Annotated in this window: 21 protein-coding genes, 1 rRNA gene and 1 pseudogene; 15 read left to right on the top strand and 8 right to left on the bottom strand. The window is 39.1% G+C overall.

Annotation, left to right across the window (positions count from 1 at the left end; all coding sequences use genetic code 11):
• Positions 1–433 precede the first annotated feature (433 nt).
• A complete protein-coding gene (gene dprA, locus FE813_RS00110; protein ID WP_139989003.1) occupies positions 434–1,555 on the top strand; it encodes a DNA-processing protein DprA in 1,122 nt (373 codons plus the stop codon).
• A gap of 67 nt (positions 1,556–1,622) precedes the next feature.
• Here the strand turns inward: dprA and FE813_RS00105 are convergent, their stop codons facing one another.
• Positions 1,623–1,919: a cell division protein ZapA gene (locus tag FE813_RS00105; RefSeq protein WP_048954276.1), complete on the bottom strand. Its 297-nt coding sequence runs from the start codon at positions 1,917–1,919 to the stop codon at positions 1,623–1,625.
• A gap of 148 nt (positions 1,920–2,067) precedes the next feature.
• On the opposite strand from FE813_RS00105, the gene polA reads away from it, so the two are divergent.
• From polA to FE813_RS00080, 5 genes are all read left to right on the top strand, one after another.
• Positions 2,068–4,875, top strand: coding sequence for a DNA polymerase I (gene polA / locus FE813_RS00100; protein ID WP_139989002.1), 2,808 nt, complete (start codon positions 2,068–2,070; stop codon positions 4,873–4,875).
• An 11-nt stretch (positions 4,876–4,886) separates the two neighbouring features.
• Positions 4,887–5,201, top strand: a complete 315-nt coding sequence (locus FE813_RS00095; RefSeq protein WP_139989001.1) for a cupin domain-containing protein — start codon at positions 4,887–4,889, stop codon at positions 5,199–5,201.
• Positions 5,202–5,211: 10 nt separating this feature from the next.
• Positions 5,212–6,516: an L-cysteine desulfidase family protein gene (locus tag FE813_RS00090; protein WP_139989000.1), complete on the top strand. Its 1,305-nt coding sequence runs from the start codon at positions 5,212–5,214 to the stop codon at positions 6,514–6,516.
• Between the two features lie 161 nt (positions 6,517–6,677).
• Positions 6,678–7,721: a YeeE/YedE family protein gene (locus tag FE813_RS00085; RefSeq protein ID WP_139988999.1), complete on the top strand. Its 1,044-nt coding sequence runs from the start codon at positions 6,678–6,680 to the stop codon at positions 7,719–7,721.
• 9 nt (positions 7,722–7,730) lie between these two features.
• A complete protein-coding gene (locus tag FE813_RS00080; protein ID WP_139988998.1) occupies positions 7,731–7,952 on the top strand; it encodes a sulfurtransferase TusA family protein in 222 nt (73 codons plus the stop codon).
• Between the two features lie 51 nt (positions 7,953–8,003).
• On the opposite strand, the gene nanQ is transcribed toward FE813_RS00080, so the two are convergent.
• Positions 8,004–8,471 carry an N-acetylneuraminate anomerase gene (nanQ, locus tag FE813_RS00075; protein ID WP_139988997.1) on the bottom strand — a complete coding sequence of 156 codons (468 nt, stop codon included), beginning with the start codon at positions 8,469–8,471 and terminating at the stop codon, positions 8,004–8,006.
• A 243-nt stretch (positions 8,472–8,714) separates the two neighbouring features.
• Here nanQ and pnp point away from each other — a divergent pair, with 243 nt between their 5' ends.
• The 5 genes from pnp to FE813_RS10885 all read left to right on the top strand — a co-directional run bounded on the left by pnp (position 8,715) and on the right by FE813_RS10885 (position 15,604).
• Complete coding sequence (gene pnp, locus FE813_RS00070; RefSeq protein WP_139988996.1) at positions 8,715–10,844, top strand: polyribonucleotide nucleotidyltransferase; 2,130 nt, start codon at positions 8,715–8,717, stop codon at positions 10,842–10,844.
• An 81-nt stretch (positions 10,845–10,925) separates the two neighbouring features.
• Positions 10,926–11,870 carry a lipoprotein NlpI gene (nlpI, locus tag FE813_RS00065; protein ID WP_139988995.1) on the top strand — a complete coding sequence of 315 codons (945 nt, stop codon included), beginning with the start codon at positions 10,926–10,928 and terminating at the stop codon, positions 11,868–11,870.
• Positions 11,871–11,990: 120 nt separating this feature from the next.
• Complete coding sequence (locus tag FE813_RS00060; RefSeq protein WP_139988994.1) at positions 11,991–13,829, top strand: DEAD/DEAH box helicase; 1,839 nt, start codon at positions 11,991–11,993, stop codon at positions 13,827–13,829.
• A 169-nt stretch (positions 13,830–13,998) separates the two neighbouring features.
• Positions 13,999–15,450, top strand: coding sequence for a membrane-bound lytic murein transglycosylase MltF (gene mltF / locus FE813_RS00055; RefSeq protein WP_139988993.1), 1,452 nt, complete (start codon positions 13,999–14,001; stop codon positions 15,448–15,450).
• A 1-nt stretch (position 15,451) separates the two neighbouring features.
• Positions 15,452–15,604: a hypothetical protein gene (locus tag FE813_RS10885; protein ID WP_506340686.1), complete on the top strand. Its 153-nt coding sequence runs from the start codon at positions 15,452–15,454 to the stop codon at positions 15,602–15,604.
• Positions 15,605–15,649: 45 nt separating this feature from the next.
• On the opposite strand, the gene FE813_RS00050 is transcribed toward FE813_RS10885, so the two are convergent.
• The 3 genes from FE813_RS00050 to rho all read right to left on the bottom strand — a co-directional run bounded on the left by FE813_RS00050 (position 15,650) and on the right by rho (position 19,786).
• Positions 15,650–17,017: an L-serine ammonia-lyase gene (locus tag FE813_RS00050; RefSeq protein WP_139988992.1), complete on the bottom strand. Its 1,368-nt coding sequence runs from the start codon at positions 17,015–17,017 to the stop codon at positions 15,650–15,652.
• 35 nt (positions 17,018–17,052) lie between these two features.
• Positions 17,053–18,291, bottom strand: a complete 1,239-nt coding sequence (locus FE813_RS00045; RefSeq protein ID WP_139988991.1) for an HAAAP family serine/threonine permease — start codon at positions 18,289–18,291, stop codon at positions 17,053–17,055.
• A gap of 232 nt (positions 18,292–18,523) precedes the next feature.
• Entirely contained in the window at positions 18,524–19,786 is a 1,263-nt protein-coding gene (gene rho, locus FE813_RS00040) for a transcription termination factor Rho (protein ID WP_048954295.1), read from the bottom strand.
• 246 nt (positions 19,787–20,032) lie between these two features.
• Here rho and metJ point away from each other — a divergent pair, with 246 nt between their 5' ends.
• Positions 20,033–20,350 (top strand): met regulon transcriptional regulator MetJ, encoded by a 318-nt coding sequence (metJ, locus tag FE813_RS00035; protein ID WP_005634287.1) that lies wholly within the window; start codon positions 20,033–20,035, stop codon positions 20,348–20,350.
• A 13-nt stretch (positions 20,351–20,363) separates the two neighbouring features.
• Here the strand turns inward: metJ and FE813_RS00030 are convergent, their stop codons facing one another.
• Positions 20,364–20,750, bottom strand: a complete 387-nt coding sequence (locus tag FE813_RS00030; protein ID WP_133498006.1) for a Cu(I)-responsive transcriptional regulator — start codon at positions 20,748–20,750, stop codon at positions 20,364–20,366.
• Between the two features lie 76 nt (positions 20,751–20,826).
• Here FE813_RS00030 and FE813_RS00025 point away from each other — a divergent pair, with 76 nt between their 5' ends.
• The 3 genes and pseudogenes from FE813_RS00025 (at position 20,827) to FE813_RS00015 (ending at position 23,387) form a co-directional block, all read left to right on the top strand.
• A complete protein-coding gene (locus FE813_RS00025) occupies positions 20,827–21,033 on the top strand; it encodes a heavy-metal-associated domain-containing protein (RefSeq protein ID WP_046942235.1) in 207 nt (68 codons plus the stop codon).
• A pseudogene (locus tag FE813_RS00020) lies at positions 21,008–21,201 on the top strand (cation transporter); the annotation flags it as partial. The gene FE813_RS00025 and the pseudogene FE813_RS00020, both read left to right, overlap by 26 nt.
• A gap of 14 nt (positions 21,202–21,215) precedes the next feature.
• Positions 21,216–23,387, top strand: a complete 2,172-nt coding sequence (locus tag FE813_RS00015) for a heavy metal translocating P-type ATPase (protein WP_139988990.1) — start codon at positions 21,216–21,218, stop codon at positions 23,385–23,387.
• Between the two features lie 3 nt (positions 23,388–23,390).
• Here FE813_RS00015 and FE813_RS00010 read toward each other — a convergent pair whose 3' ends face one another.
• Both FE813_RS00010 and rrf read right to left on the bottom strand, forming a co-directional pair.
• Entirely contained in the window at positions 23,391–23,984 is a 594-nt protein-coding gene (locus FE813_RS00010; RefSeq protein ID WP_139988989.1) for a uracil-DNA glycosylase family protein, read from the bottom strand.
• 209 nt (positions 23,985–24,193) lie between these two features.
• Positions 24,194–24,294: ribosomal RNA gene (gene rrf / locus FE813_RS00005) — 5S ribosomal RNA — on the bottom strand; the annotation flags it as partial.

Genomic DNA, 24,294 nt, shown 5'->3' with positions numbered 1-24,294 from the left:
GGTATTTACATCTGACTGTTTTTCATCCACAACTTAGCCGCACACAAAATGTGAGAGTAGCAGGTTGAGAGATAAAGAAACAATACGAGACATAAATAAAAATCCTTCTGTGTAAAACGCTTTTCATATTACAAATAAAAAACTGGCTGTCAAACTATTTTTTAGCGTTTTATATCAAAAAAAATCATTAAAATACAAGATAAAACATACATTTAACCAATAAATTTAAAATAAAAAGAATTTTCAACCAAGTTTATTGCATTCAGCAAATTTTTATTATTGAATTTTTTACATTTTCAAAATAAGAAAAATTTTGCAATTTTTTACTCATCAAAAAGAATTTTTGCGATCTGCATCGCAAAATACTTTCAAGTTAATCGTTTCTTTCACTCGTTTTTTCCATACTAAATTTTCAAATCAAAAAGGAAAAAGCATGCACGATATTACTTACACGCTACTCCGCCTAATGCAAGTCCCTAAACTTGGCGGAGTGGGCATTGATAAAATTTTATCCAATATTACGCTAGATGAGTTGCTCAATTATGATGATGTTGCTTTCCGACAAATGGGATGGGGCGCCATTCAAATTCGTCGTTGGTTCAAGCCTGAAGCAAAATTTATTGAGCCAGCGCTAGAGTGGTCACAAAAAGAGGGGAATCATTTGGTGAATTATTTTTCCCCTTTTTACCCCTTTCTATTGAAACAGATAGCAAGCTTTCCTCCTCTATTATTTGTAAAAGGAAATTTGACCGCACTTTCACAACGTCAAATTGCGATGGTGGGAAGTCGCTACTGCACGGCTTATGGTGAATATTGGGGTAAATATTTTGCTACGGAACTTTCATTGGCTGGCTTTACGATTACCAGTGGGCTGGCATTGGGAATAGATGGGCATTGCCATCAAGCAGTTATTGATATTCAAGGACAAACCATTGCAGTTTTAGGAAGCGGATTAGAACAAATTTATCCCGTAAAACACCGCAAACTTTCAGAACTTATTTTACAAAACAACGGTACATTAGTTTCTGAGTTTTTGCCAAACCAAGCACCAATTGCGACAAATTTTCCTCGTCGTAATAGGATTATTAGTGGGCTTTCGGTCGGAACATTAGTGATTGAAGCTACAGAAAAAAGCGGCTCTCTGATTACCGCTCGGTATGCATTGGAACAAAACCGAGAGGTTTTTGCTGTGCCAGGCAATATTCAAAGTGAATTTAGCCAAGGTTGTAATCGTCTCATTAAACAAGGCGCAATGTTGGTGGAAAATGCAAAGGATATTTTGGAAACCCTCTACCAACATTCTATCCATAGCCAAACTGAAATCGATTTTGACCAGATCGCAGTGCCTAATTACACGCCACCCCCCGATCCTCGCCGATTGATGGAAGCACCAAGCCACCCTAAACTTTACTCGCGTATCGGTTACACGCCTGTGAGCATTGATGATCTCGCTGAAGAATTTAATTTAAGTGTCGATATTTTACTTGTTCAGTTGCTCGATCTTGAATTGCAAGATTTAATTTTGAATGAAAATGGACTATACAAGCGTGTCTAACGCTATAAAAAATGGCTGAAAATCATTAAACTTTCAGCCACATTTAAATCACAATTAATCACTGATTTTATTCTTTTAATACTCGAACACTTCCTAAAGAATGATCCAATTGCTGGATTTTCGTTCTCAACACATCTTCTATTTGTAGTGTTTTATTCTTTTCTTGTGTTAATTCAAAACTCAAATTAAGCGCCACAATAGAAAGCACACGATCAAGCTGAATAAGGCCTGTCTTTTCTTTCATTTCAGAAACCAATATATCTAAATTACGGGCAGCTTGGCGCAATAATTCTTCTTGCTCAACGGGCACATTTAAACGCAAGACTTGACCCAAAACTAAAATTTCGACCAATTTTAACGACATTTGATTTCCTTAAATTAAATATTTGAGTGAGTGATATTATGCCATAGCAAAAAACGTTCGTCACAAATTTTACATTGAATCGACCGTTCGCTCATCACCATAAATTACGCTATAATGCCCGCATTTTTCAGTTTAAAACGAGATTTTTATGGCCCAAATTGCAACAAATCCGCTTGTGCTAGTGGATGGTTCTTCTTATTTATATCGTGCATTTCATGCCTTTCCTCCTTTAACTAATGCCGCAGGTGAGCCAACTGGTGCAATGTACGGCGTATTAAATATGTTAAAAAGCCTCATCTCACAAGTACAGCCCTCTCATATAGCCGTTGTTTTTGATGCAAAAGGGAAAACATTTCGTGATGAAATGTTTGAACAGTATAAATCTCACCGCCCACCAATGCCTGATGATTTACGCAAACAAATTCAGCCTTTGCACGATATGATTCGTGCACTGGGGATTCCGCTTTTAGTGGTGGAAGGTGTTGAGGCGGATGATGTGATCGGCACGCTCGCACTACAAGCATCTCGTTTGGGTAAAAAAGTGCTCATTAGTACTGGCGATAAAGATATGGCACAGTTAGTTGATGACAATATTATGCTTATCAACACCATGAATAATAGCTTATTGGATCGCGAGGGTGTGATTGAAAAATACGGCATTCCCCCTGAACTCATCATTGATTATCTAGCACTCATGGGCGATAGTGCAGATAACATTCCCGGCGTTGCTGGCGTGGGCGAAAAAACTGCGCTTGGTTTACTACAAGGCATCGGAAGTATGGCTGAAATTTATGCCAATCTTGAAAAAGTAGCGGAATTGCCAATTCGTGGTGCAAAAAAACTAGGTGAAAAATTATTGGCTGAAAAACCTAATGCCGATCTTTCTTATACATTAGCAACCATCAAAACGGATGTTGAACTTAACGTGACAACAGATGAATTGTTGCTTGGAGAAAGCCAAAACGATCAACTCATCGAATATTTTGCTCGCTACGAATTTAAACGCTGGCTTAATGAAGTGATGAATGGTGCTGATTCTATTACCCAAACCACTGAACAGCCTGTAAAAATAAACCAGTATCAGGCGACCCCATCAGCTCAAAACTCAGTGGGAAATAGTGCGGTGGAAAATACGCCTAAAATTCAAATCGATCGTACAAAATATGAAACCTTGCTCACTCAAGCGGATTTAACCCGCTGGATTGAAAAACTCAATGCAGCAAAACTCATTGCAGTGGATACTGAAACAGACAGTCTTGATTATATGTCTGCGAATTTAGTAGGTATCTCTTTTGCTCTTGAAAATGGCGAAGCCGCTTATTTACCATTGCAATTATATTATTTGGATGCACCAAAAACACTCGAAAAATCGACCGCACTTGCCGCTATCAAACCAATCTTAGAAAATCCTGACATTCACAAAATTGGACAAAATATTAAATTTGATGAAAGCATTTTTGCCCGTCATGGCATTGAATTACAAGGTGTTGAATTTGATACGATGTTGCTTTCTTATACGCTAAATAGTACTGGTCGTCATAATATGGACGATTTAGCTAAACGTTATTTAGGGCATGAAACTATCGCATTTGAAAGCATTGCAGGAAAAGGGAAAAGTCAGCTTACGTTTAATCAAATTCCATTAGAACAAGCCACAGAATACGCGGCGGAAGATGCTGATGTGACAATGAAATTACAACAAGCGCTGTGGTTGAAACTGCAAGAAGAACCAACGCTTGTTGAATTGTATAAAACAATGGAATTACCATTACTTCATGTGCTTTCTCGTATGGAACGTACAGGCGTTTTGATTGATAGTGATGCCCTTTTTATCCAATCTAACGAAATTGCCACAAGATTAACCGCACTTGAGGAACAAGCTTACGCATTAGCGGGTCAGCCATTTAATTTGGCCTCCACCAAACAATTACAAGAAATTTTGTTCGATAAACTTGGGCTACCTGTTTTACAAAAAACGCCAAAAGGTGCGCCATCAACGAATGAAGAAGTATTGGAAGAATTAGCCTATAGCCACGAATTACCAAAAATTTTGGTTGAACATCGTGGCTTGAGTAAACTTAAATCCACTTACACGGATAAACTGCCTCAAATGGTCAATTCACAAACAGGCAGAGTGCATACCTCTTATCATCAAGCGGTCACAGCGACAGGACGTTTATCATCTAGCGATCCAAACCTACAAAATATTCCAATTCGAAATGAAGAAGGTCGTCGTATTCGACAAGCATTTATCGCGCGTGAGGGTTATTCTATTGTCGCCGCTGACTATTCTCAAATTGAGTTACGCATTATGGCGAATCTTTCTGTCGATCAAGGTTTAATTAACGCCTTCTCTCAAGGCAAGGATATTCACCGATCCACGGCAGCTGAAATCTTTGGCGTGTCATTAGATGAAGTCACCAGTGAACAACGTCGCAATGCTAAAGCGATTAATTTCGGCTTAATTTATGGAATGTCTGCCTTTGGACTTTCACGTCAACTGGGTATTTCCCGTCCAGATGCACAAAAATACATGGATTTATATTTCCAACGCTACCCCGGCGTACAGCAATTTATGACCGATATCCGTGAAAAAGCGAAATCACAAGGCTATGTGGAAACGTTATTTGGTCGCCGTTTATATTTACCTGATATTAATTCTAGCAATGCAATGCGTCGTAAAGGGGCTGAACGTGTAGCAATTAATGCACCGATGCAAGGCACAGCTGCGGATATTATTAAACGAGCGATGATTAAACTTGATGAGGTAATCCGTCACGATCCAGATATTGAAATGATTATGCAAGTACATGATGAATTAGTGTTTGAAGTGCGGTCAGAAAAAGTAGAATTTTTCCGTGAGCAAATTAAACAACACATGGAAGCCGCTGCGAAATTAGTTGTTCCGTTGATTGTGGAAGTGGGTGTTGGACAAAATTGGGATGAAGCGCACTAAGGAATTTAGCCATGAATAAAGTTATTCAAAGTCGCCACTTTACGGCAGAACGTGCTTGGGGAGCCCTCGATATTACCAATATGAATGGTATTTCGGTGCGTCTACACTGGACAGATAAACCTTACAAATGGCATATCAATGACGGTGAAGAAGTCTTTGCGGTGATGGATGGTACGGTGGAAATGCGCTACAAAGAAGAGGGCCTAGAGAAAGCCGTATTGCTCCATACGGGTGATATTTTTTATGCGAGTACCGGTACCGAACATGTTGCTCATCCACAAGGTGAAGCGCGCATATTAGTCATAGAGAAAGAAGACAGTATTTAAAAAGAATTTTATGAATCAAGAAAGACTCAACGAAATCGAAAAACCATTAATTCAAATTGTAGAACGCGATGTGGTTCCTGCACTTGGATGTACAGAGCCAATTTCTCTAGCACTTGCATCTGCAACGGCGGCTAAATATTTAGGCAAAACACCAGAGCGTATTGAAGCCAAGGTGTCACCAAACTTAATGAAAAATGGATTGGGTGTTGCAGTACCGGGAACGGGCATGGTGGGCTTACCTATTGCCGCGGCGATTGGTGCTTTAGGCGGTGATCCTGAGGGTGAGTTGGAAGTATTAAAACACATCACACCAGAGCAAGTTTCTCAAGCCAAGGCGATGCTTGATAAAAAACTCGTTAATGTGGATATTCATCAAACCGAGCATATTTTATATTCGGAAGCTGTGTTGTTTGCGGATAATGACCGAGTGAAAGTAGCGATTCAAGATCAACACACTAACATCATTTTGATTGAAAAAAATGGCGAGATCATTTTTGAGAAAGAGCACGATGAATGCGCTGATTGTGATCCTTATGATATTTTCAAGCAGGTGAGCGCACGTGAAATTTTTGAATTTTCTTGTGAAGTTGAGCTCGATAAAATCCACTTTATCGGACAAGCCGCCACACTCAATCGAGCGCTATCTAACGAAGGATTACGTGAAAATTACGGCTTACACATTGGCAGAACGCTACGCAAACAAGTTGGTAGTGGCTTAATGTCAGATGATTTACTCAGCAAAATTATAATCGAAACCACCGCAGCCTCCGATGCCCGTATGGGTGGAGCCACATTGCCAGCAATGAGCAATTCTGGTTCAGGTAACCAAGGAATTGCCGCTACTATGCCAGTAGTTGTAGTCGCCGATTATTTAAACGTGAGTGAAGAAAAACGTCTCCGTGCGCTCTTCTTATCACATTTAATGGCCATTTATATCCACAGTAAATTACCCAAACTCTCTGCCCTTTGCGCAGTAACAACCGCATCAATGGGAAGCTGTGCAGGTATCGCCTATTTGCTTACAGGGAAATTTGAAACCGTGAGCATGGGGATTTGTAGTATGATTGGTGACATCAGCGGAATCATCTGCGATGGTGCATCCAATAGCTGTGCAATGAAAGTCTCCACCAGCGTGGCTTCAGGCTATAAATCAGTTCTCATGGCAATAGATGAAACTCATGTTACAGGCAATGAAGGGATTGTCGAACATGATCTTGATCGAACCATTGATAATCTCTGTGCTATTGCATCAAAAAGCATGCAACATATAGACAGACAGGTTATTGAAATTATGGTGAGTAAACCCTGCCCTTAACACTAAGATACTTACGACAAAGTGCAGTCAGAAAATACTCAATTTTTGACCGCACTTTTTTATATCAAAAAAACATATTTTCTAGCTAAAAGTTATTGGCGCTACCTTCTTATTTTTTTAGAAAATACCAACCTACTTAGTTCTAAAAGAGAGGAATATTTATGCTTTTAACCGGATTACTTTGCGGAATTTTACTCGGATTTGTCATGCAGCGTGGGCGCTTTTGTATTACTGGCACATTTCGAGATATGTATGTCACCAAAAATAACAAAATGTTTGTAGCCCTTTTATTGGCGATTACCGTACAATCTATTGGTTTTTTCCTGTTAAAGGAAATCGGGGTATTAAATATTGATCCAGCTGAAAATTTTGCCTTTTTAGCCGTGATTATCGGTGCCTTTGTGTTTGGTATCGGCATTGTTCTTGCTGGCGGTTGTGCGACAGGTACATGGTACCGTGCTGCGGAAGGCTTAGTCGGCAGTTGGGTCGCGTTATTCACTTATATGTTGTTAAGTGCCATCATGCGTACTGGCCCATTAGGGGAATTCAATAAAACCTTACGCAGTATCAATATTGAACAACGCAATATTTACGATACATTCGGTATTTCACCTTGGTGGTTAGTCGCATTATTAACTTTAGTGACGGCTTTCTATGTGTACAAACACCTAAGCAAACCAAGCGTAAAAGTCGCGGCATTAAAACCAAAGAAAACGGGGCTTCCTCACTTATTATTTGAAAAACGCTGGCATCCATTTTTCTCTGCCGTATTAATCGGATTAATCGCACTTGCGGCTTGGCCACTCAGTGTCGCTACTGGCCGTGAGTTTGGACTTGGGATCACTGGTCCATCTGCCAATATCATGCAATTCCTCGTTACTGGCGACGGTAAATTTATTAACTGGGGCGTATTCTTAGTTTTAGGGATTTTTATCGGCTCATTCATCGGCGCGAAAGCAAGCAATGAATTTCGTGTCCGCGTACCGGATGCCACCACGATTCTACGCAGCGGACTCGGCGGTATTCTTATGGGTATTGGCGCAACCCTTGCGGGGGGCTGTTCTATCGGTAATGGCTTAGTCGAAACAGCCTTTTTCTCCTGGCAAGGTTGGGTATCATTGCCATTGATGATTCTCGGCACTTGGGTAGCCGCCTACTTCACCATTATCCGACCACAACGTTTAAAACTAGCAAAAGCATCATAAGGAGTTTATATGATCATTAAATTACCAACACTCGGACTTGTTTGCCCATTTCCTCTCATTGAAGCTAAGGAAGCCATGGCTAAGTTAAATAAAGGCGATGGCCTAGAAATTGAATTTGACTGCACCCAAGCTACTGAAGCCATTCCCGCTTGGGCGGCAGAAGAAGGCTATGAAGTGACAAACTTCGAGCAAATTGATGATGCGAAATGGTCAATTACAGTGATTAAATAATAAAAAAGGGCGGTTAAAATAAAAACATTTTTAATCGCCCTTTTTCGAAAGTTAAATTAATTTAACAGGTACTTTTACGACTAATTTTTTAATTTTTTCTGTTTTTCCATTCACTACACAGCAAGGCTTATGCGGTTCATAAGGATAAAATACAGCGAACATTTTTGGTTTCATTGTGATGGTGAATTTATCATCAATATCTGCACAAAGTTGATAATCATCCGCTTCGTTATAAGATTCATATTTAGACAAATCAGGATAATTAGCGCCAACTTCTATATTTTCCGTACCGCGGATTAATACCTGAACATCTAAGTATTCATGATGTAATTCTGCTTTTTTGCTGCTTGGTTCTGCAGTTTCTGGTTCCATTACGTTCATATAAATTTGATCGTTAATATCATGACGACCATTTTCTAACGCATTCAAATCTAACGTATTCAAATAATCACATACTTCAGCAATCACTTTTGGTAAACCAACTTTAAAATTTAGGCTGGTTAAGCTGCTAATAATCATAGAATTTTCCTTATAGTGGATAAAAGTTATCCTATGATACCAAGTCGGTTAAATGAAATAAAGTTACCAATCACTCAAAAACCTCTGTATAATGCTCAGGCTTTATTTTCTACATTAGCGTGCGGCTATCAAAAGCAATTTTAAGCGCTCGAAAGTGCGGTTATTTTTACAAAAGATTTCTTTTGCTAGTCGCAATCTGGAAAATAAAGCATTGTTTTTAATATGAATTTTAAGGAAAACATTGTGAATCCAATTGTTAAACAATTTAAATACGGTCAACATACCGTTACTCTAGAAACTGGCGCAATTGCACGTCAAGCAACTGCTGCGGTCATGGCAAGCATGGACGATACCACGGTATTCGTGACTGTTGTGGCTAAAAAAGATGTGAAAGAAGGTCAAGACTTCTTCCCATTAACCGTAAACTACCAAGAGCGTACTTATGCGGCGGGTAAAATCCCTGGTGGTTTTTTCAAACGTGAAGGTCGTCCATCTGAAGGCGAAACTTTAATTGCACGTTTAATCGACCGTCCAATTCGCCCATTATTCCCAGAAGGTTTCTTCAACGAAATCCAAGTTGTGGCAACTGTGGTTTCTGTAAACCCACAAATCAGCCCTGACTTAGTTGCAATGATCGGTGCTTCTGCAGCATTAACCTTATCTGGTGTACCTTTCAACGGTCCTATCGGTGCAGCGCGCGTTGGTTTTATCGACAACCAATTCGTATTAAACCCAACTATGGCTGAACAAAAACAAAGCCGTTTGGACTTAGTGGTTGCAGGTACTGACAAAGCCGTATTAATGGTTGAATCTGAAGCTGATATCTTAACTGAAGAACAAATGTTAGCAGCGGTAGTATTCGGTCATCAACAACAACAAGTTGTGGTTGAAGCAATCAAAGAATTTGCAAAAGAAGCAGGCAAACCACGTTGGGATTGGGTTGCGCCACAACCAAATACAGATTTAATCAACAAAGTAAAAGCGATTGCTGAAGCACGTTTAGGCGATGCATACCGCATTACTGAAAAACAAGCACGTTACGAACAAATCGATGCGATTAAAGCGGATGTGATTGCACAAATCACAGCAGAAGATGAAGAGGTCAGCGAAGGTAAAATCGTAGATATTTTCACCGCACTTGAAAGCCAAATCGTTCGTGGCCGTATCATTGCAGGTGAACCACGTATTGATGGTCGTACCGTTGATACCGTTCGTGCATTAGATATTTGTACTGGTGTATTACCACGTACTCACGGTTCTGCTATTTTCACCCGTGGTGAAACACAAGCATTAGCCGTTGCAACGTTAGGTACTGAACGTGATGCACAAATCATTGATGAATTAACAGGTGAACGTCAAGATCACTTCCTATTCCACTACAACTTCCCTCCATACTCTGTAGGTGAAACCGGTATGATCGGCTCACCAAAACGTCGTGAAATTGGTCACGGTCGTTTAGCAAAACGTGGTGTAGCAGCTGTTATGCCAAGCCTTGCTGAATTCCCGTATGTAGTGCGTGTTGTATCTGAAATCACTGAATCTAACGGTTCTTCTTCTATGGCATCTGTATGTGGTGCATCTTTAGCATTAATGGATGCGGGTGTACCAATCAAAGCGGCTGTTGCAGGTATCGCAATGGGCTTAGTAAAAGAAGAAGAAAAATTCGTGGTGCTTTCAGATATCTTAGGTGATGAAGACCACTTAGGTGATATGGACTTTAAAGTAGCAGGTACACGTGAAGGTGTAACCGCACTTCAAATGGATATCAAAATTGAAGGGATCACCCCTGAAATTATGCAAATTGCATTAAACCAAGCAAAAAGTGCACGCATGCACATTCTTGGCGTAATGGAACAAGCAATCCCTGCTCCACGCGCGGATATTTCCGATTATGCGCCGCGCATCTATACAATGAAAATTGATCCTAAGAAAATCAAAGATGTCATTGGTAAAGGTGGCGCAACAATTCGTTCATTAACTGAAGAAACTGGTACATCAATTGACATTGATGACGATGGTACAGTGAAAATTGCCGCAGTAGATAGCAATGCAGCGAAAAACGTAATGGGACGTATTGAAGAAATCGTTGCAGAAGTTGAAGCGGGCGCAATTTACAAAGGTAAAGTCACTCGTCTTGCTGATTTTGGTGCATTCGTAGCAATCGTTGGAAATAAAGAAGGTTTAGTTCATATTTCTCAAATTGCTGAAGAGCGCGTAGAAAAAGTTAGCGATTACCTCCAAGTGGGTCAAGAAGTAAACGTAAAAGTTGTTGAAATCGATCGTCAAGGTCGTATTCGTTTAACAATGAAAGACTTGGCTCCAAAACAAGAAACTGAAATTAACCAAGAAGATTCTGTAGAAGAACAAGAATAATCTTGGAATATCGAATCAAAACTTGGTAGCAACCGCTGCCAAGTTTTGTTGTTTTCCAACTTTTAGGCATAAAGAAAGCAAATGCGGTGTTTTCGCTTATCTCGCCATTTTGTAGTCTATTTATTTAGCTTATGTGCGATCTTACTCCTTGCAGGCTGTGTTCAGTCTAGGGGCGGTTTTGTGTCAAAAAATCATGTCGTGTTAGCTGAACAAAATCCGAATACTCACTTTGAACAAGAAGTGATGATCGTACGATTAAGCCAAGTACTACTCGTTGGAAAAATGAGTAATGAAGAACGTGCATCGCTACATTTTGAACGTGGCGTACTCTATGATTCCCTTGGATTATGGGGACTTGCTCGTTACGATTTTACTCAAGCCCTTGCATTACAGCCTAAAATGGCATCTGTGTACAATTATTTAGGGCTTTATTTATTGCTTGAAGAAGATTATGACGGCGCATTGGAAGCATTCAATACGGTGTTTGAATTAGATTCAAGTTATGACTATACCCACCTTAATCGTGGTTTAAATTTTTATTATGTAGGGCGCTACCATCTTGCTCAGCAAGATTTCTTACAGTTCTACCAAGCCGATACAAAAGATCCCTATCGTGTCTTATGGCTATATTTGAACGAACAAAAATTAAAACCACAAGAAGCCCAAACAAACCTTGTTGAACGAGCAAAAGGGCTATCAGAGGACTTCTGGGGTACACACATCGTTCAATATTACTTAGGACACATCTCTGTAGAAGAATTACAACAACGTGCAAGTGAATTTGCCGAAAATTCACAACAATATGCTGAAATTCTCACAGAAACCTATTTTTATCTAGCAAAACAAAAACTCAATGTAGGGCTAGTAGATGAAGCAGCAGCTTTATTTAAACTAGCTATGGCAAATCAGGTTTATAACTTTGTTGAGTATCGTTTTGCCGCGTTTGAACTAATGAAATTAAAACCGGTTCAAACAGAAGACGAAAAAGAAGATAAAAGTGCGGTCACAAAAGCGATTGTTTTCTAGAAATCAATCAAAAACTCACCGCTCTTTGCAGTAGAACGAATAGAAAAATTCATTCGCTCTGCTCAACTTAATAAACCGAAGGCCTCTTTGAGCTTTCCTTATTTATATTCGAGTATTTTAATGACTGACAAAATTACTTTTAATGACTTAGGCTTACCTGAGTTCATCTTAAAAGCTGTTTCTGACTTAGGTTTTGAAACCCCTTCTCCAATTCAACAAGCTTGTATCCCACATTTGCTCAATGGCAATGATGTGCTAGGTATGGCACAAACGGGTAGTGGTAAAACCGCTGCTTTTGCACTGCCTTTATTAGCGCAAATCGATCCAAGTGAAAAACATCCACAAATGTTAGTAATGGCGCCTACTCGCGAACTTGCTATTCAAGTTGCCGATGCTTGCGAACAATTTGTTAAATATGCTCATGGCTCCCGCATTGTTACCTTATATGGAGGTCAACGTTATGACATCCAGCTTCGTGCATTAAAACAAGGCGCACAAGTAGTTGTAGGTACACCAGGTCGTATTCTTGACCATATTCGCCGCGGAACATTAAATCTTTCTGAACTTCGTTTTATCGTATTAGATGAAGCTGATGAAATGCTACGTATGGGTTTCATTGATGATGTAGAAACCGTCATGGCAGAATTACCAGAAAATCACCAAACAGCGTTATTCTCTGCAACAATGCCTGAACCGATCCGTCGTATTACTAAACGTTTTATGAATGATCCGAAAGAAGTGAAGATCAAAGTTAATAACGAAAATGCCCCAGATATCGACCAAAGTTGTTGGTATGTGCACGGCGTGCGTAAAAATGAAGCCCTTCTTCGTTTCTTAGAAGTGGAAGATTTTGATGCAGCGATTATCTTTGCTCGCACTAAAACCGGTACTTTAGACATTACAGAACTACTTGAAAAAAATGGTTTCCGTTCTGCCGCACTTAATGGTGATATGACACAACAACTCCGCGAACAAACCCTCGATCGCTTACGTAACGGCAGTTTAGATATTGTTGTGGCAACCGATGTGGCCGCACGCGGTATTGATATTGAACGTATCAGCCTTGTGGTGAACTACGACATTCCGCTTGATGCAGAATCTTATGTACACCGAATTGGACGTACTGGTCGTGCTGGTCGTTCTGGTCGTGCCTTATTGTTCGTTGAACCTCGCGAGCGCCGTTTACTTCGTAATATTGAACACCTAATGAAAAAAGGTATCAATGAAGTAGAATTGCCAAATCATCTAGTGTTACAAGAATGCCGCCGCAAAAAATTTGTCGCAAAAATTACGAAACAACTAGAACATCACGATTTAGAACAATATCGTAGTTTATTAGAAGACTTATTCACAGCTGATCAGGATCAAGAAGATATTGCTGCAGCAATGTTAATGTTGCTACAAGGCAAACAAAAATTAATTCTTCCACCAGATCCGCCAATAGAAAAACGTCGTCGTGAACGTAATGAACGCGGTGATCGCCGTGAAAATCCACGTTCAGCTGAACGTCGTGGCGAACGTAAAGGCTATGGAAATCCACAACCAATGGATTTATATCGTATCGAAGTGGGTCGTGCAGATGGTGTAGAAGTTCGTCATATCGTTGGTGCGATTGCTAACGAAGGTGATATCAATAGTCGCTATATTGGTCATATCAAACTTTATGATGACTACACTACCATTGAATTGCCACAAGGTATGCCGAAAGAATTATTGCAACAATTCGGTAAAACACGCGTATTGAATAAACAAATGCAAATGTCTTTCTTAGGTGCGGTGAAGTCTGATAGTTCGCGTGGCGGCGATGATTTTAACGGTAAACGTAAAGGCCGTGGAGGAGATTTCCGTGGAGAACGCGGACGTAATGAACGTGGTGGTGACAATCGTGGAAATCGTAAATTTAATGAAAAAAGTAACCGCTCTTTTAGCGATAAACCACGCCGTGATCGCCGAGTATAAGATCCTTACGATATAAAGAATAGTGCTGTTTCCTAATGTTTTTGCATCATTTAAAATTTAGCACTACTCGGTGAACAAAACTTAGCCCCTTGAACCTCAAGGGGCTTTTTATTGTCTATTGCTTAAATTCTAGCTACAATCCCGCAAAATTTTTATATAGGAAAAATCATTGAAAGGTCTCTTTTTACGTATTATTACTGCCTTGGCTTTATTGCTTTGGGCTATTGATATGGTATTCCCATGGCAATTTTTACGCCATGCTGAAGAAAACCACTATACTGCAATTCAAGAACGAGGCTCACTTATTGTAGGCACAATGAACAACCCTATTTCTTATTTTATAAATAAAGACGGCGAACGAGGCCTTGAATATGAATTGGCTAAAGCATTTGCAGATTCACTAGGTGTAGAACTCGAAATTAAAACTTTCGATAATCAAGAACAATTATTTAATGAGTTAGATAAGCATAATATTGATTTAGCTGCGGCTCACCTTTTATATCATCCTAATAATGCAGAACGTTTCCAAATTGGCCCAGCATATCATTCCGCTTCATGGCAATTAGCTTATCGAAAAGATGAACAACGCCCTAAAAATCTAGGCGATATCAAGAAAGAAATTTATATCGCTAACAATTCATTATTGGAAGAAAAACTAAAAGAATTACAAAAACAATATCCACAATTAACTTGGAAAAGAAATCAAGCGTTTACTCAAGAAGAACTATTGCTACAGCTCTCTGAAGGAAAAATTCCTTACGTTATTGCAAATTCGATTGATATTGCGGCGATCCAACAAATCAAACCAGAATTAGCCATTGCCTTTGATATTACTGATGAAGCAAACATTCACTGGTATTTACCAAATAATGCCTACAATGATCTGCAAGCTGCCTTACTCAATTTTATGAATAATGCACAAGAAATAGGGCTAGTGGATAATTTAAAAGAAAAATATTTAGGGCATATTTCACAATTTGATTACGTGGATACGCGCTCTTACATGAACGCAATTGAAAATACCCTTCCACAATTCTCATCGCTCTTCGAAAAATATAAAGGTGAATTAGATTGGCGATTACTCGCGGCAGTCGCTTATCAAGAGTCTCATTGGAATCCCGATGCAACATCGCCTACGGGCGTGCGTGGCATAATGATGCTGACGAAAGATACCGCACAACATATGAAAATCAGCGATAGAACAGATCCTGAACAAAGCATTAAAGCGGGATCAGAATATTTACACTGGCTGATTAGTCAAATTCCAGAAACCATTGAAAAAGAAGAAAGAATTTGGTTTGCCTTAGCCGCCTATAACATGGGGCTTGGCCACTTAATTGATGCACGTCGTTTAACTAAAAATCTTGGCGGAAATCCAGATAATTGGCTCGATGTGAAAAAAAACCTGCCTTTATTAGCAGAAAAACGCTATTATTCCCAGCTGAAATACGGCTATGCCCGAGGCTATGAAGCGCACCAATATGTAGAAAATATTCGCCGCTATATGAATAGCATTGTGAATTATCATCGAGTCCAAGAAAATCAAACAACAAATGATAATGCCAACAACGAAAGTGCGGTTGGAAATTCAGAAGAAATAAAAGAAAAAAAGGATAAATAAAATGTTAAAACGCAAAACTTTTCTTAAAAAGAAAACCAATTTAAAACAAACCTCTTTATCTCGAAATTCACGTTTAAGACGTTTAAAACATCGAAAAAAGCAACAATTTGCGCGCCATTCACTTCAATTTGTAGTACAAGATATTTGTTGTTAACAAAATGAAAAGGATTGAGCATTGCTCAATCCTTTTTTACCTATACTAAGAACACACAATCTTAACTGCAAGTCCGCCTTGAGATGTTTCACGATACTTAGCATTCATGTCTTTGCCTGTTTCATACATGGTTTCAATCACTTTATCCAAGGTTACCCTTGGATTAGTAGTACGGCGTAAAGCCATACGTGATGCATTGATTGCTTTAACTGAAGCAATCGCATTGCGTTCGATACAAGGTACTTGAACTTGACCACCGACAGGGTCGCAAGTTAATCCTAAGTTATGCTCCATTGCAATTTCAGCTGCTATGCATACTTGCAGTGGATTGCCACCCAAAATTTCAGCTAGTCCTGCAGCAGCCATTGAACAGGCTACACCTACTTCACCTTGGCAACCTACTTCTGCTCCAGAAATTGAAGCATTCATTTTATAAAGTGAACCAATCATCCCTGCTGCTAATAAATAGCGTTCAATGATTTCAGGTGTTAATGGTGAGATGAACTTCTCATAGTAAGCTAATACAGCTGGAATAATCCCGCATGCACCATTAGTTGGGGCTGTAACTACACGTCCACCTGCTGCATTTTCTTCATTGACAGCAAGCGCAAACATATTGACCCAGTCGATTACGCGCATTGGATCGTTAGATAAATTAGTATTTGCTTGTAACATACGATAAAGCGATGCTGCACGGCGTGGCACACGTAATGGCCCAGGTAAAATTCCTTCAGTGTGAATACCGTGATCGATACAAGCTTGCATCGTCTTCCAGACATTCTCTAAATGAGCACTGACAGCTTCTTTGCCATGTAATGCGACTTCATTTTCTAACATCACTGTCGAAAGCATTAAGCCGTTATCACTGCAATGTTTTAAAATATCTTCTGCATTTTTGTAAGGATAAGGCACTTGGACTGTGTTTTTTTCTTCTTGACCAAAATGGGCTTCATCGACAATAAAACCACCACCGATCGAATAATAGGTTTGGCGATAAAGCTCTGTGCGATTTTCATCAAGAGCGGTAATTGTCATGCCATTTTCGTGCAATTTTAAAAAAGTGCGGTGGAAAATGAGATTATTTTCAAAATCAAATTTTACCGTTTTTTGACTAACATTAATTGGTAAAAGAGCAGTTTGTTTCACTTTCTCGATGAAACCTGAAATCATATCGATATCCACATTATGTGGTAAATAACCCGCTAACCCCATGATGATGGCAATATCTGTACTGTGTCCTCTCCCTGTCATCGAAAGAGAACCATAGACATCCACATGAATTTCAGCTGTTTGTTCAAACTGATTTCGTTCAATTAAGTCATCTATAAATTGTTTGCCAGCTTTCATCGGGCCGACAGTATGGGAACTGGATGGCCCAATTCCCACTTTAAACATATCAAATACGCTAATCATAAATTTCTCAAAATTCGCTAAACTTTAAAGGGCGTTTATAATAATCCATAAACAACCGCAGAGATAGCGATTAATCCCATAATCGTTACAAAAACATTGCTGAACCGTCCGCTGTAGCGTTTCATTGCTGGGATTTTGCGAATCGCGTACATTGGCATGATAAACAAAATCATCGCAATGATTGGACCGCCAAGAGATTCAATTAAGCCTAAGATACTAGGATTAATAATCGCAACGCCCCATAACGTTAATAAGAAGAAAAGTGCGGTCGCATAATTGAGTTTTTTACGATTTACAGATTCGCCTTTCATTTTCAAATATAATCCTTCTAAGCCTTCACGTGCGCCCATATAGTGACCGAAGAATGAGCTAGTAATCGCTAAGAATGCAACAAGCGGGCCAAAATAAGAGATATATGGATTATCAAATTTATTCGCTAAGAAAGACAAGATACTAATATTTTGTGCTTTTGCCGCCACTAATTCTTCAGGTGTTAATGTCAATACGCAGCTAAATACGAAGAACATTACGAAGAATAATAAAATCGTTGAGGTGCCTTTTTCTGTATGGCCGATATGGCGTTCTGCACCATCGAAAGTTTTATATTCACGGAATTGTGAGCAAGTGAAAGATGAAATTGCTGGTGAATGGTTAAATGAGAATACCAATACAGGAATAGTAAGCCACAATGTGGTAACGAAACCGCCTGCTGTTGGGAATTCATTTAACATCGCTCCATTCCATTCTGGAATTAAGTAAATAGAAAGTGCGAATAAAATTAATACTAATGGGTAAACAAGCCATTCCGTGATTTTTAACATCACTTTTTCATTAAATAGCATGACGGAAATCAATACCGCAATTAATACAAAAGAGAGAATAGCTCGGTTTGGCGATGCCATGCCAAGTTGATTCACAATGAAAGAATCGATAGTGTTAGTAATACCGTTACCGTAAATTAAAAGAATAGGGAAAATCGCGAAGAAATAAAGTAGGGTGATAAGTTTACCCGCTGTTTTACCAAAGTGTTCTTCCACTACTTCAGTAATATCGCTGCCAGGATTTTTTGATGAAAGTACAAAATAGGCTAAACCACGGTGAGCAAAATAGGTCATCGGTCCAACGATAATTGCCATTAAAACTAACGGCCAAAATCCCCCCATCCCTGCGTTAATCGGTAGGAATAAGACGCCAGCGCCAACCGCCGTACCGAAAAGGTTTAACATCCATGTTGCATCAAATTTGTTCCATTTGAGTTTTTCTGTTGGTTTCATAGTTTGCTCCAAAGCATAAATTACTTAAATTTGTCAATTTGCAGAGCAAAATATGCCCTAACAAAATTTGAGTATTATGTTATGCCGATAAATAGAGAATCTCAAAGAACAAATTCTAAAATTGTGATCAAGTTAAAATTTTTTTATAAAAAGTGCGGTAAATTCGAACAATAAAAAACCGGTACTCCTATAAGAGTACCGACTATATAAAAGAGTTTTAGAATATTTCCTTCTATGAACGTTTCATTACTTCAAAAAACTCTTCATTGGTTTTTGCAACCATAAGTTTATCAATAAGGAATTCCATTGCTTCTACCTCTCCCATAGGATTAAGAATTTTACGTAGAATCCACATTTTTTGAAGTTCTTCAGGTGAAGTAAGTAAATCTTCCTTACGGGTACCCGAACGATTGAAATCAATTGCAGGGAATACACGTTTTTCTGCAATTTTACGAGAAAGGTGTAATTCCATATTACCTGTACCTTTAAATTCTTCGAAAATAACTTCATCCATTTTCGAACCGGTATCAACTAGCGCAGTCGCAATAATAGTTAAACTACCGCCTTCTTCCACGTTACGTGCAGCACCAAAGAAACGTTTTGGACGATGTAATGCGTTAGCATCCACACCACCAGATAAGATTTTACCTGAAGCGGGGGTTACTGTATTGTAAGCGCGTGCTAAACGTGTAATAGAGTCAAGCAGAATCACCACATCTTTTTTATGCTCTACTGAACGTTTCGCTTTTTCGATCACCATTTCTGCCACTTGAACGTGACGAGTTGCAGGCTCATCAAAAGTAGAAGCAATCACTTCGCCTTTTACTGAACGTTGCATTTCTGTCACTTCTTCTGGACGTTCATCAATCAATAACACGATAAGCTCTACATCAGGATAATTATGCGTGATACTTTGCGCAATATTTTGCAGCAACATGGTTTTACCTGCTTTTGGCGGAGCAACAATCAAACCACGTTGACCTTTACCAATTGGTGATGCTAAATCCAAAATACGTGCGGTTAAATCTTCTGTTGAGCCATTGCCTCGCTCCATTCTTAAACGAGAGTTAGCATGTAATGGCGTTAAGTTTTCAAATAAGATTTTGCTACGAGAAACTTCAGGTTTGTCATCATTAACTTGATCAACTTTTAAAAGTGCAAAATAGCGTTCGCCTTCTTTGGGTGGACGGATTTTACCTTCGATTTTATCACCAGTTTGAAGGTTAAAACGACGAATTTGACTTGGGGAAACATAGATATCATCAGGGCCTGCAAGGTAGGAACTGTCAGCAGAACGAAGGAAACCAAAACCATCCGGTAAGATTTCTAACACGCCACCACCGAAAATATCTTCACCGCTTTTGGCGTGCTGTTTTAAAATTGCAAAGACAATATCTTGTTTACGCAAACGAGCTAAATTCTCTAAGCCCATTTGTTCTTCGCCAAGTTTCACAAGATCAGAAACAGGCGTATTTTTAAGTTCAGTTAAATGCATAATGAATAAATATTGGAATTAATAAGAATTGATGATTCGAATGGTGAGCCTATGCTCTTTGAATGGGCGTAAATTACCACTAAAATCCTGTACTGTCTAGCGTTTCTTTATATTTAATCTAAAAAATTACCGCACTTTTCTTTCTCTTTTTAACCTAGAAGTTTAGCCGTCTAGATTGTTATTTATTTGATTTTTCATTAGAATACGGACAATTTGTAAGGTTATCAATAAGCACTAAGGTAAATTATGGCGGATTGGGACGGAAAATATATCAGCCCTTATGCAGAACATGGCAAAAAAAGCGAGCAAGTAAAAAAAATCACAGTGTCTATTCCAATCAAAGTATTGGAAATTTTGACAAATGAACGCACTCGCCGCCAATTAAAAAGTTTACGTCATGCAACCAACAGTGAATTACTTTGCGAAGCATTTTTGCATGCATTCACCGGTCAACCTTTGCCCACCGATGCAGATTTAATGAAAGAGCGTAATGATGAAATTCCCGAAGATGCCAAAGTGCTTATGCGTGAATTAGGTGTCGATCCAGAAAGCTGGGAATATTAACCGCACTTTCCATTTATCCTTTTAACCCATTCAAAATTGAACATTCAGGGCAGTCATTGCCCTGACAATTATCATGCCAACGCTGCAATTCTTGTACTATTTTTTGTAACTGTTCTATTTGTTTATTCAACATCGCAATATGTTGAGCAGTTAGCACTTTCACTTCTCGGCTACTACGCTTAGGATTATCTTGTAGTTCTAATAATTGTGCAATTTGATGTAGCGAAAATCCCACATCGCGTGAGTGGCGAATAAAATGCAACCTTTCTAAATCACTTTCTCCATAATTTCGATAGCCTGACAAACTGCGAATAGCGGGTTTAATTAAACCCATTTTTTCATAATCACGGATTTGTTTCGTCGATAAACCTACTAATTTTGCGGCTTCACTAATATTCATAAAAAATTTCTTGACCTTAACCTTACGTAAAAGTTTATAGTGTAGCCATCAATAAAACAACTAACAAGGAGTAAAAATGAAAACTATCACATTAAACATAGAAGGCATGCATTGCGGCGGTTGCGTAAAAAGCGTTACTCAAGTTTTAACTGAATTAGATGGCGTACAGTCTGCTGATGTTCAACTAGAAGGTAAAGCAAATATTACTTTTGATGAAAATCGAGTCAATGTTGCACAGTTGATTGAGGTAATTGAAGATGCCGGATTTGACGCTACAGAGTAAAAAATTTCGATTCAGATTAGTGGGATGACCTGCCAATCTTGTGCCAATCGTATTGAAAAAGTTTTAAATAAGAAAACATTTGTACAACAAGCTGGAGTGAATTTTGCCGCCGAAGAAGCACAAGTTGTATTTGACTCTACGCAAGTAAGCGAAACTGAAATAGTTGATTGAGGTAATTGAAGATGCCGGATTTGACGCCACAGAGTAAAAAAATTTCGATTCAGATTGGTGGGATGACCTGCCAATCTTGTGCCAATCGTATTGAAAAAGTTTTAAATAAAAAACCATTTGTGCAACAAGCGGGAGTGAATTTTGCCGCCGAAGAAGCACAAGTAGTATTTGACTCTACGCAAGCAAGCGAAACTCAAATTATAGAGATTATCCATAAAACAGGTTTCTCTGCTCATATCAAACAAGCCAATGAATTGCCAATCGAAGAAAAAAATACATCAATCCCTTGGCGATTAATCATACTTTGGATAATCAATATTCCATTTCTGATTGGTATGCTTGGCATGATGAGTGGCTCACATCACTTGATGTTACCCCCGATTTGGCAATTTGCATTAGCGAGCATTGTGCAACTTTGGTTAGCCATTCCATTTTATCGCGGAGCAATCGGTAGTATTCGTGGTGGACTTGCCAATATGGATGTCCTTGTCAGTACAGGAACACTCACCATTTATCTTTATTCTGCTTTCATGTTGTTTTACCATGCCAATCATACAATGGGACATGTGTATTTTGAAGCTTCTGTTATGGTGATTGGCTTTGTCAGTCTTGGGAAATTTCTCGAAGAGCGCACTAAAAAGCACAGCCTAAATAGCCTAAGCATGCTCTTACAACTGACACCGAAGAAAGTCACTGCTCTACGTAATGACAAATGGACTGAAATTGCTCTTGACCAAGTAAATATCGGCGAAATCATTCGTGCCAATCAAGGCGAGCGTATTGCGGCAGACGGCATAATTGAAAGTGGAAATGGGTGGTGTGACGAAAGCCATTTAACAGGTGAATCTCGTCCAGAAGAAAAACAGAAAGGTGGAAAAGTATTAGCAGGGGCGATGGTAACAGAAGGTTCTATCATCTATCAAGCAAATCAGCTTGGTAGCCAAACCTTACTTGGCGATATGATGAATGCATTATCAGATGCGCAAGGCTCAAAAGCGCCAATTGCACGATTTGCCGACAAAGTTGCGTCAGTGTTTGTGCCTGCTGTATTAGTGATTTCACTTGTCACTTTTGCGCTCACTTACGTTCTGACGAATGATAGTGTGTCTTCACTTATTCACGCAGTATCCGTGCTTGTGATTGCTTGCCCTTGTGCCTTGGGGTTAGCCACACCAGCAGCCATAATGGTTGGTTTAGGTAAAGCAGTCAATGCTGGGGTATGGTTTAAAGATGCGGCAGCAATGGAGGAAACCGCCCATGTGGATACCGTTGTACTTGATAAAACTGGCACACTAACAAAGGGAGAGCTTGAAATTTCAGCACTATGGCAGCCACAAAGTGCGGTGTATTCTGAAGACGATTTGTATCATTTTGCCGCAGCCGTTGAACAACAAGCTAACCACCCAATTGCAAAAGCTATTGTGCAAGCAGCAGAACAAAAAATGTTAGAAATTCCTACCGCACTTTTTTCAAAAATGGAAGTTGGTCAAGGCATTCAAGCTGAATTAGAACAAGTGGGAACAATAAAAGTAGGCAACCCAGATTATTGCGGTTTAATATTGCCTAAAAATTTAGAGGATATCTGGCAAATTGCGAGCATTGTCGCGGTATCTATAAATGATGAACCCATTGGCGCATTTGCACTAACGGACACCTTAAAAAACGATAGTTTGCACGCCATTCAACGCTTACAACAGCAAAATATCGATGTAGTGATTATGAGTGGCGATCAACAATCTGTCGTGGATTACATAGCTAAACAACTCGGCATTAAGAAAGCCTTAGGTGGACTCAGCCCTAGAAATAAGGCGGAACAAATCCAAAAGCTGAAAGATCTAGGTCATGTTGTAGCAATGGTAGGTGATGGGATAAATGATGCGCCTGCTTTAGCCGCAGCAAACGTCAGTTTTGCGATGAAATCAGGTTCAGATATTGCAGAACAAACGGCCTCAGCAACGCTTATGCAACATTCGGTGAATCAACTTGTGGATGCGCTTTTTATTGCAAGGGCAACCTTGAAAAATATCAAACAAAATCTATTTTTTGCATTGATTTACAATATTCTAGGCATACCTCTTGCCGCTTTCGGTTTTCTAAATCCAGTGATTGCAGGCGCCGCGATGGCGATGAGTTCAATTTCCGTATTGATGAACGCCTTAAGATTGAAAAAAGTAAAAATATGACAACTACCCTTTTGATTCATTGATGATACGCTTCACTAATTTTTGCAAATCGGGAATGACCTTTTCGCCAAACCAAGGATTTCTTTCTATCCAAAATTGATTTCTAGGTGAAGGATGAACTAAAGGAATAAAGTGCGGTAAAAATTTTTGATAATTTTTAACTGTTTCAGTTACGTTATTTTTATTATCCGAAAGGTAAAATTTCTGTGCATATTGACCAATCAAAAGGGTTAGCTGAATATTCGGTAAATTTTCTAGAATCTGGGAATGCCATTTTTCTGCAAACCCAGACCTTGGAGGTAAGTCTCCAGATTTTCCTTTTCCAGGATAATAGAAATCCATAGGAAGAACCGCAAACATCCCTGAATTATAAAAATAATCGTAATCCACACCTAGCCATTCACGCAAACGATCACCGCTTTTATCATTCCAATATAAACGAGTTTGCTCAGCTTTTAACCCCGGAGCTTGACCTACAATATTAATTCGAGCTGTTTTAGGCGCCGAAAATAAAGGAAAAATTCCACGATCTGTAAAATCTTTATTTTGAGGGTCAGCGATAATACTTGAAGTTATTTCATCTAAATTTTTAAGCATAATGGAGGAAATTAGAAATGAGTATATAAAGTCTATTTGAAAAATATAAGAAATCAAGACTCTAAATGATATACATAGATATATTTATTGAAAACTAAAATTAGACTCTTATTTCTTTAAATAATAAGTAAATTCCCAAAAATAAAAACCCCAGCTTTTCAACTGGGGTTCTTCTGTTTTTATGATTTAACTTAGATAAGTATTTGGTAACCTGGCGGTGCCCTACTCTCACATGGGGATGCCCCACACTACCATCGGCATTACAGCGTTTCACTTCTGAGTTCGGTATGGTGTCAGGTGGTTCCACCGC

It is taken from the genome of Haemophilus seminalis, assembly GCF_006384255.1.
GTDB classification, from domain to species: Bacteria; Pseudomonadota; Gammaproteobacteria; order Enterobacterales; family Pasteurellaceae; genus Haemophilus; species Haemophilus seminalis.
The sequence above is the reverse complement of the archived record's forward strand: the minus strand, read 5'-3'. Positions and strand labels throughout refer to the sequence as shown.

Bases quoted from the DNA above. Each gene is read 5' to 3' on its own strand.
- FE813_RS00090 (WP_139989000.1), top strand. From the start codon at position 5,212: ATGAATCAAGAAAGACTCAACGAAATCGAAAAACCATTAATTCAAATT.
- FE813_RS00105 (WP_048954276.1), bottom strand. From the start codon at position 1,919: ATGTCGTTAAAATTGGTCGAAATTTTAGTTTTGGGTCAAGTCTTGCGT.
- FE813_RS00015 (WP_139988990.1), top strand. From the start codon at position 21,216: ATGCCGGATTTGACGCCACAGAGTAAAAAAATTTCGATTCAGATTGGT.
- FE813_RS00025 (WP_046942235.1), top strand. From the start codon at position 20,827: ATGAAAACTATCACATTAAACATAGAAGGCATGCATTGCGGCGGTTGC.
- FE813_RS10885 (WP_506340686.1), top strand. From the start codon at position 15,452: ATGTTAAAACGCAAAACTTTTCTTAAAAAGAAAACCAATTTAAAACAA.
- FE813_RS00060 (WP_139988994.1), top strand. From the start codon at position 11,991: ATGACTGACAAAATTACTTTTAATGACTTAGGCTTACCTGAGTTCATC.
- FE813_RS00085 (WP_139988999.1), top strand. From the start codon at position 6,678: ATGCTTTTAACCGGATTACTTTGCGGAATTTTACTCGGATTTGTCATG.
- FE813_RS00095 (WP_139989001.1), top strand. From the start codon at position 4,887: ATGAATAAAGTTATTCAAAGTCGCCACTTTACGGCAGAACGTGCTTGG.
- nanQ (WP_139988997.1), bottom strand. From the start codon at position 8,471: ATGATTATTAGCAGCTTAACCAGCCTAAATTTTAAAGTTGGTTTACCA.
- polA (WP_139989002.1), top strand. From the start codon at position 2,068: ATGGCCCAAATTGCAACAAATCCGCTTGTGCTAGTGGATGGTTCTTCT.
- metJ (WP_005634287.1), top strand. From the start codon at position 20,033: ATGGCGGATTGGGACGGAAAATATATCAGCCCTTATGCAGAACATGGC.
- FE813_RS00030 (WP_133498006.1), bottom strand. From the start codon at position 20,750: ATGAATATTAGTGAAGCCGCAAAATTAGTAGGTTTATCGACGAAACAA.
- nlpI (WP_139988995.1), top strand. From the start codon at position 10,926: ATGCGGTGTTTTCGCTTATCTCGCCATTTTGTAGTCTATTTATTTAGC.
- FE813_RS00045 (WP_139988991.1), bottom strand. From the start codon at position 18,291: ATGAAACCAACAGAAAAACTCAAATGGAACAAATTTGATGCAACATGG.
- rho (WP_048954295.1), bottom strand. From the start codon at position 19,786: ATGCATTTAACTGAACTTAAAAATACGCCTGTTTCTGATCTTGTGAAA.
- dprA (WP_139989003.1), top strand. From the start codon at position 434: ATGCACGATATTACTTACACGCTACTCCGCCTAATGCAAGTCCCTAAA.
- FE813_RS00010 (WP_139988989.1), bottom strand. From the start codon at position 23,984: ATGCTTAAAAATTTAGATGAAATAACTTCAAGTATTATCGCTGACCCT.
- FE813_RS00050 (WP_139988992.1), bottom strand. From the start codon at position 17,017: ATGATTAGCGTATTTGATATGTTTAAAGTGGGAATTGGGCCATCCAGT.
- FE813_RS00080 (WP_139988998.1), top strand. From the start codon at position 7,731: ATGATCATTAAATTACCAACACTCGGACTTGTTTGCCCATTTCCTCTC.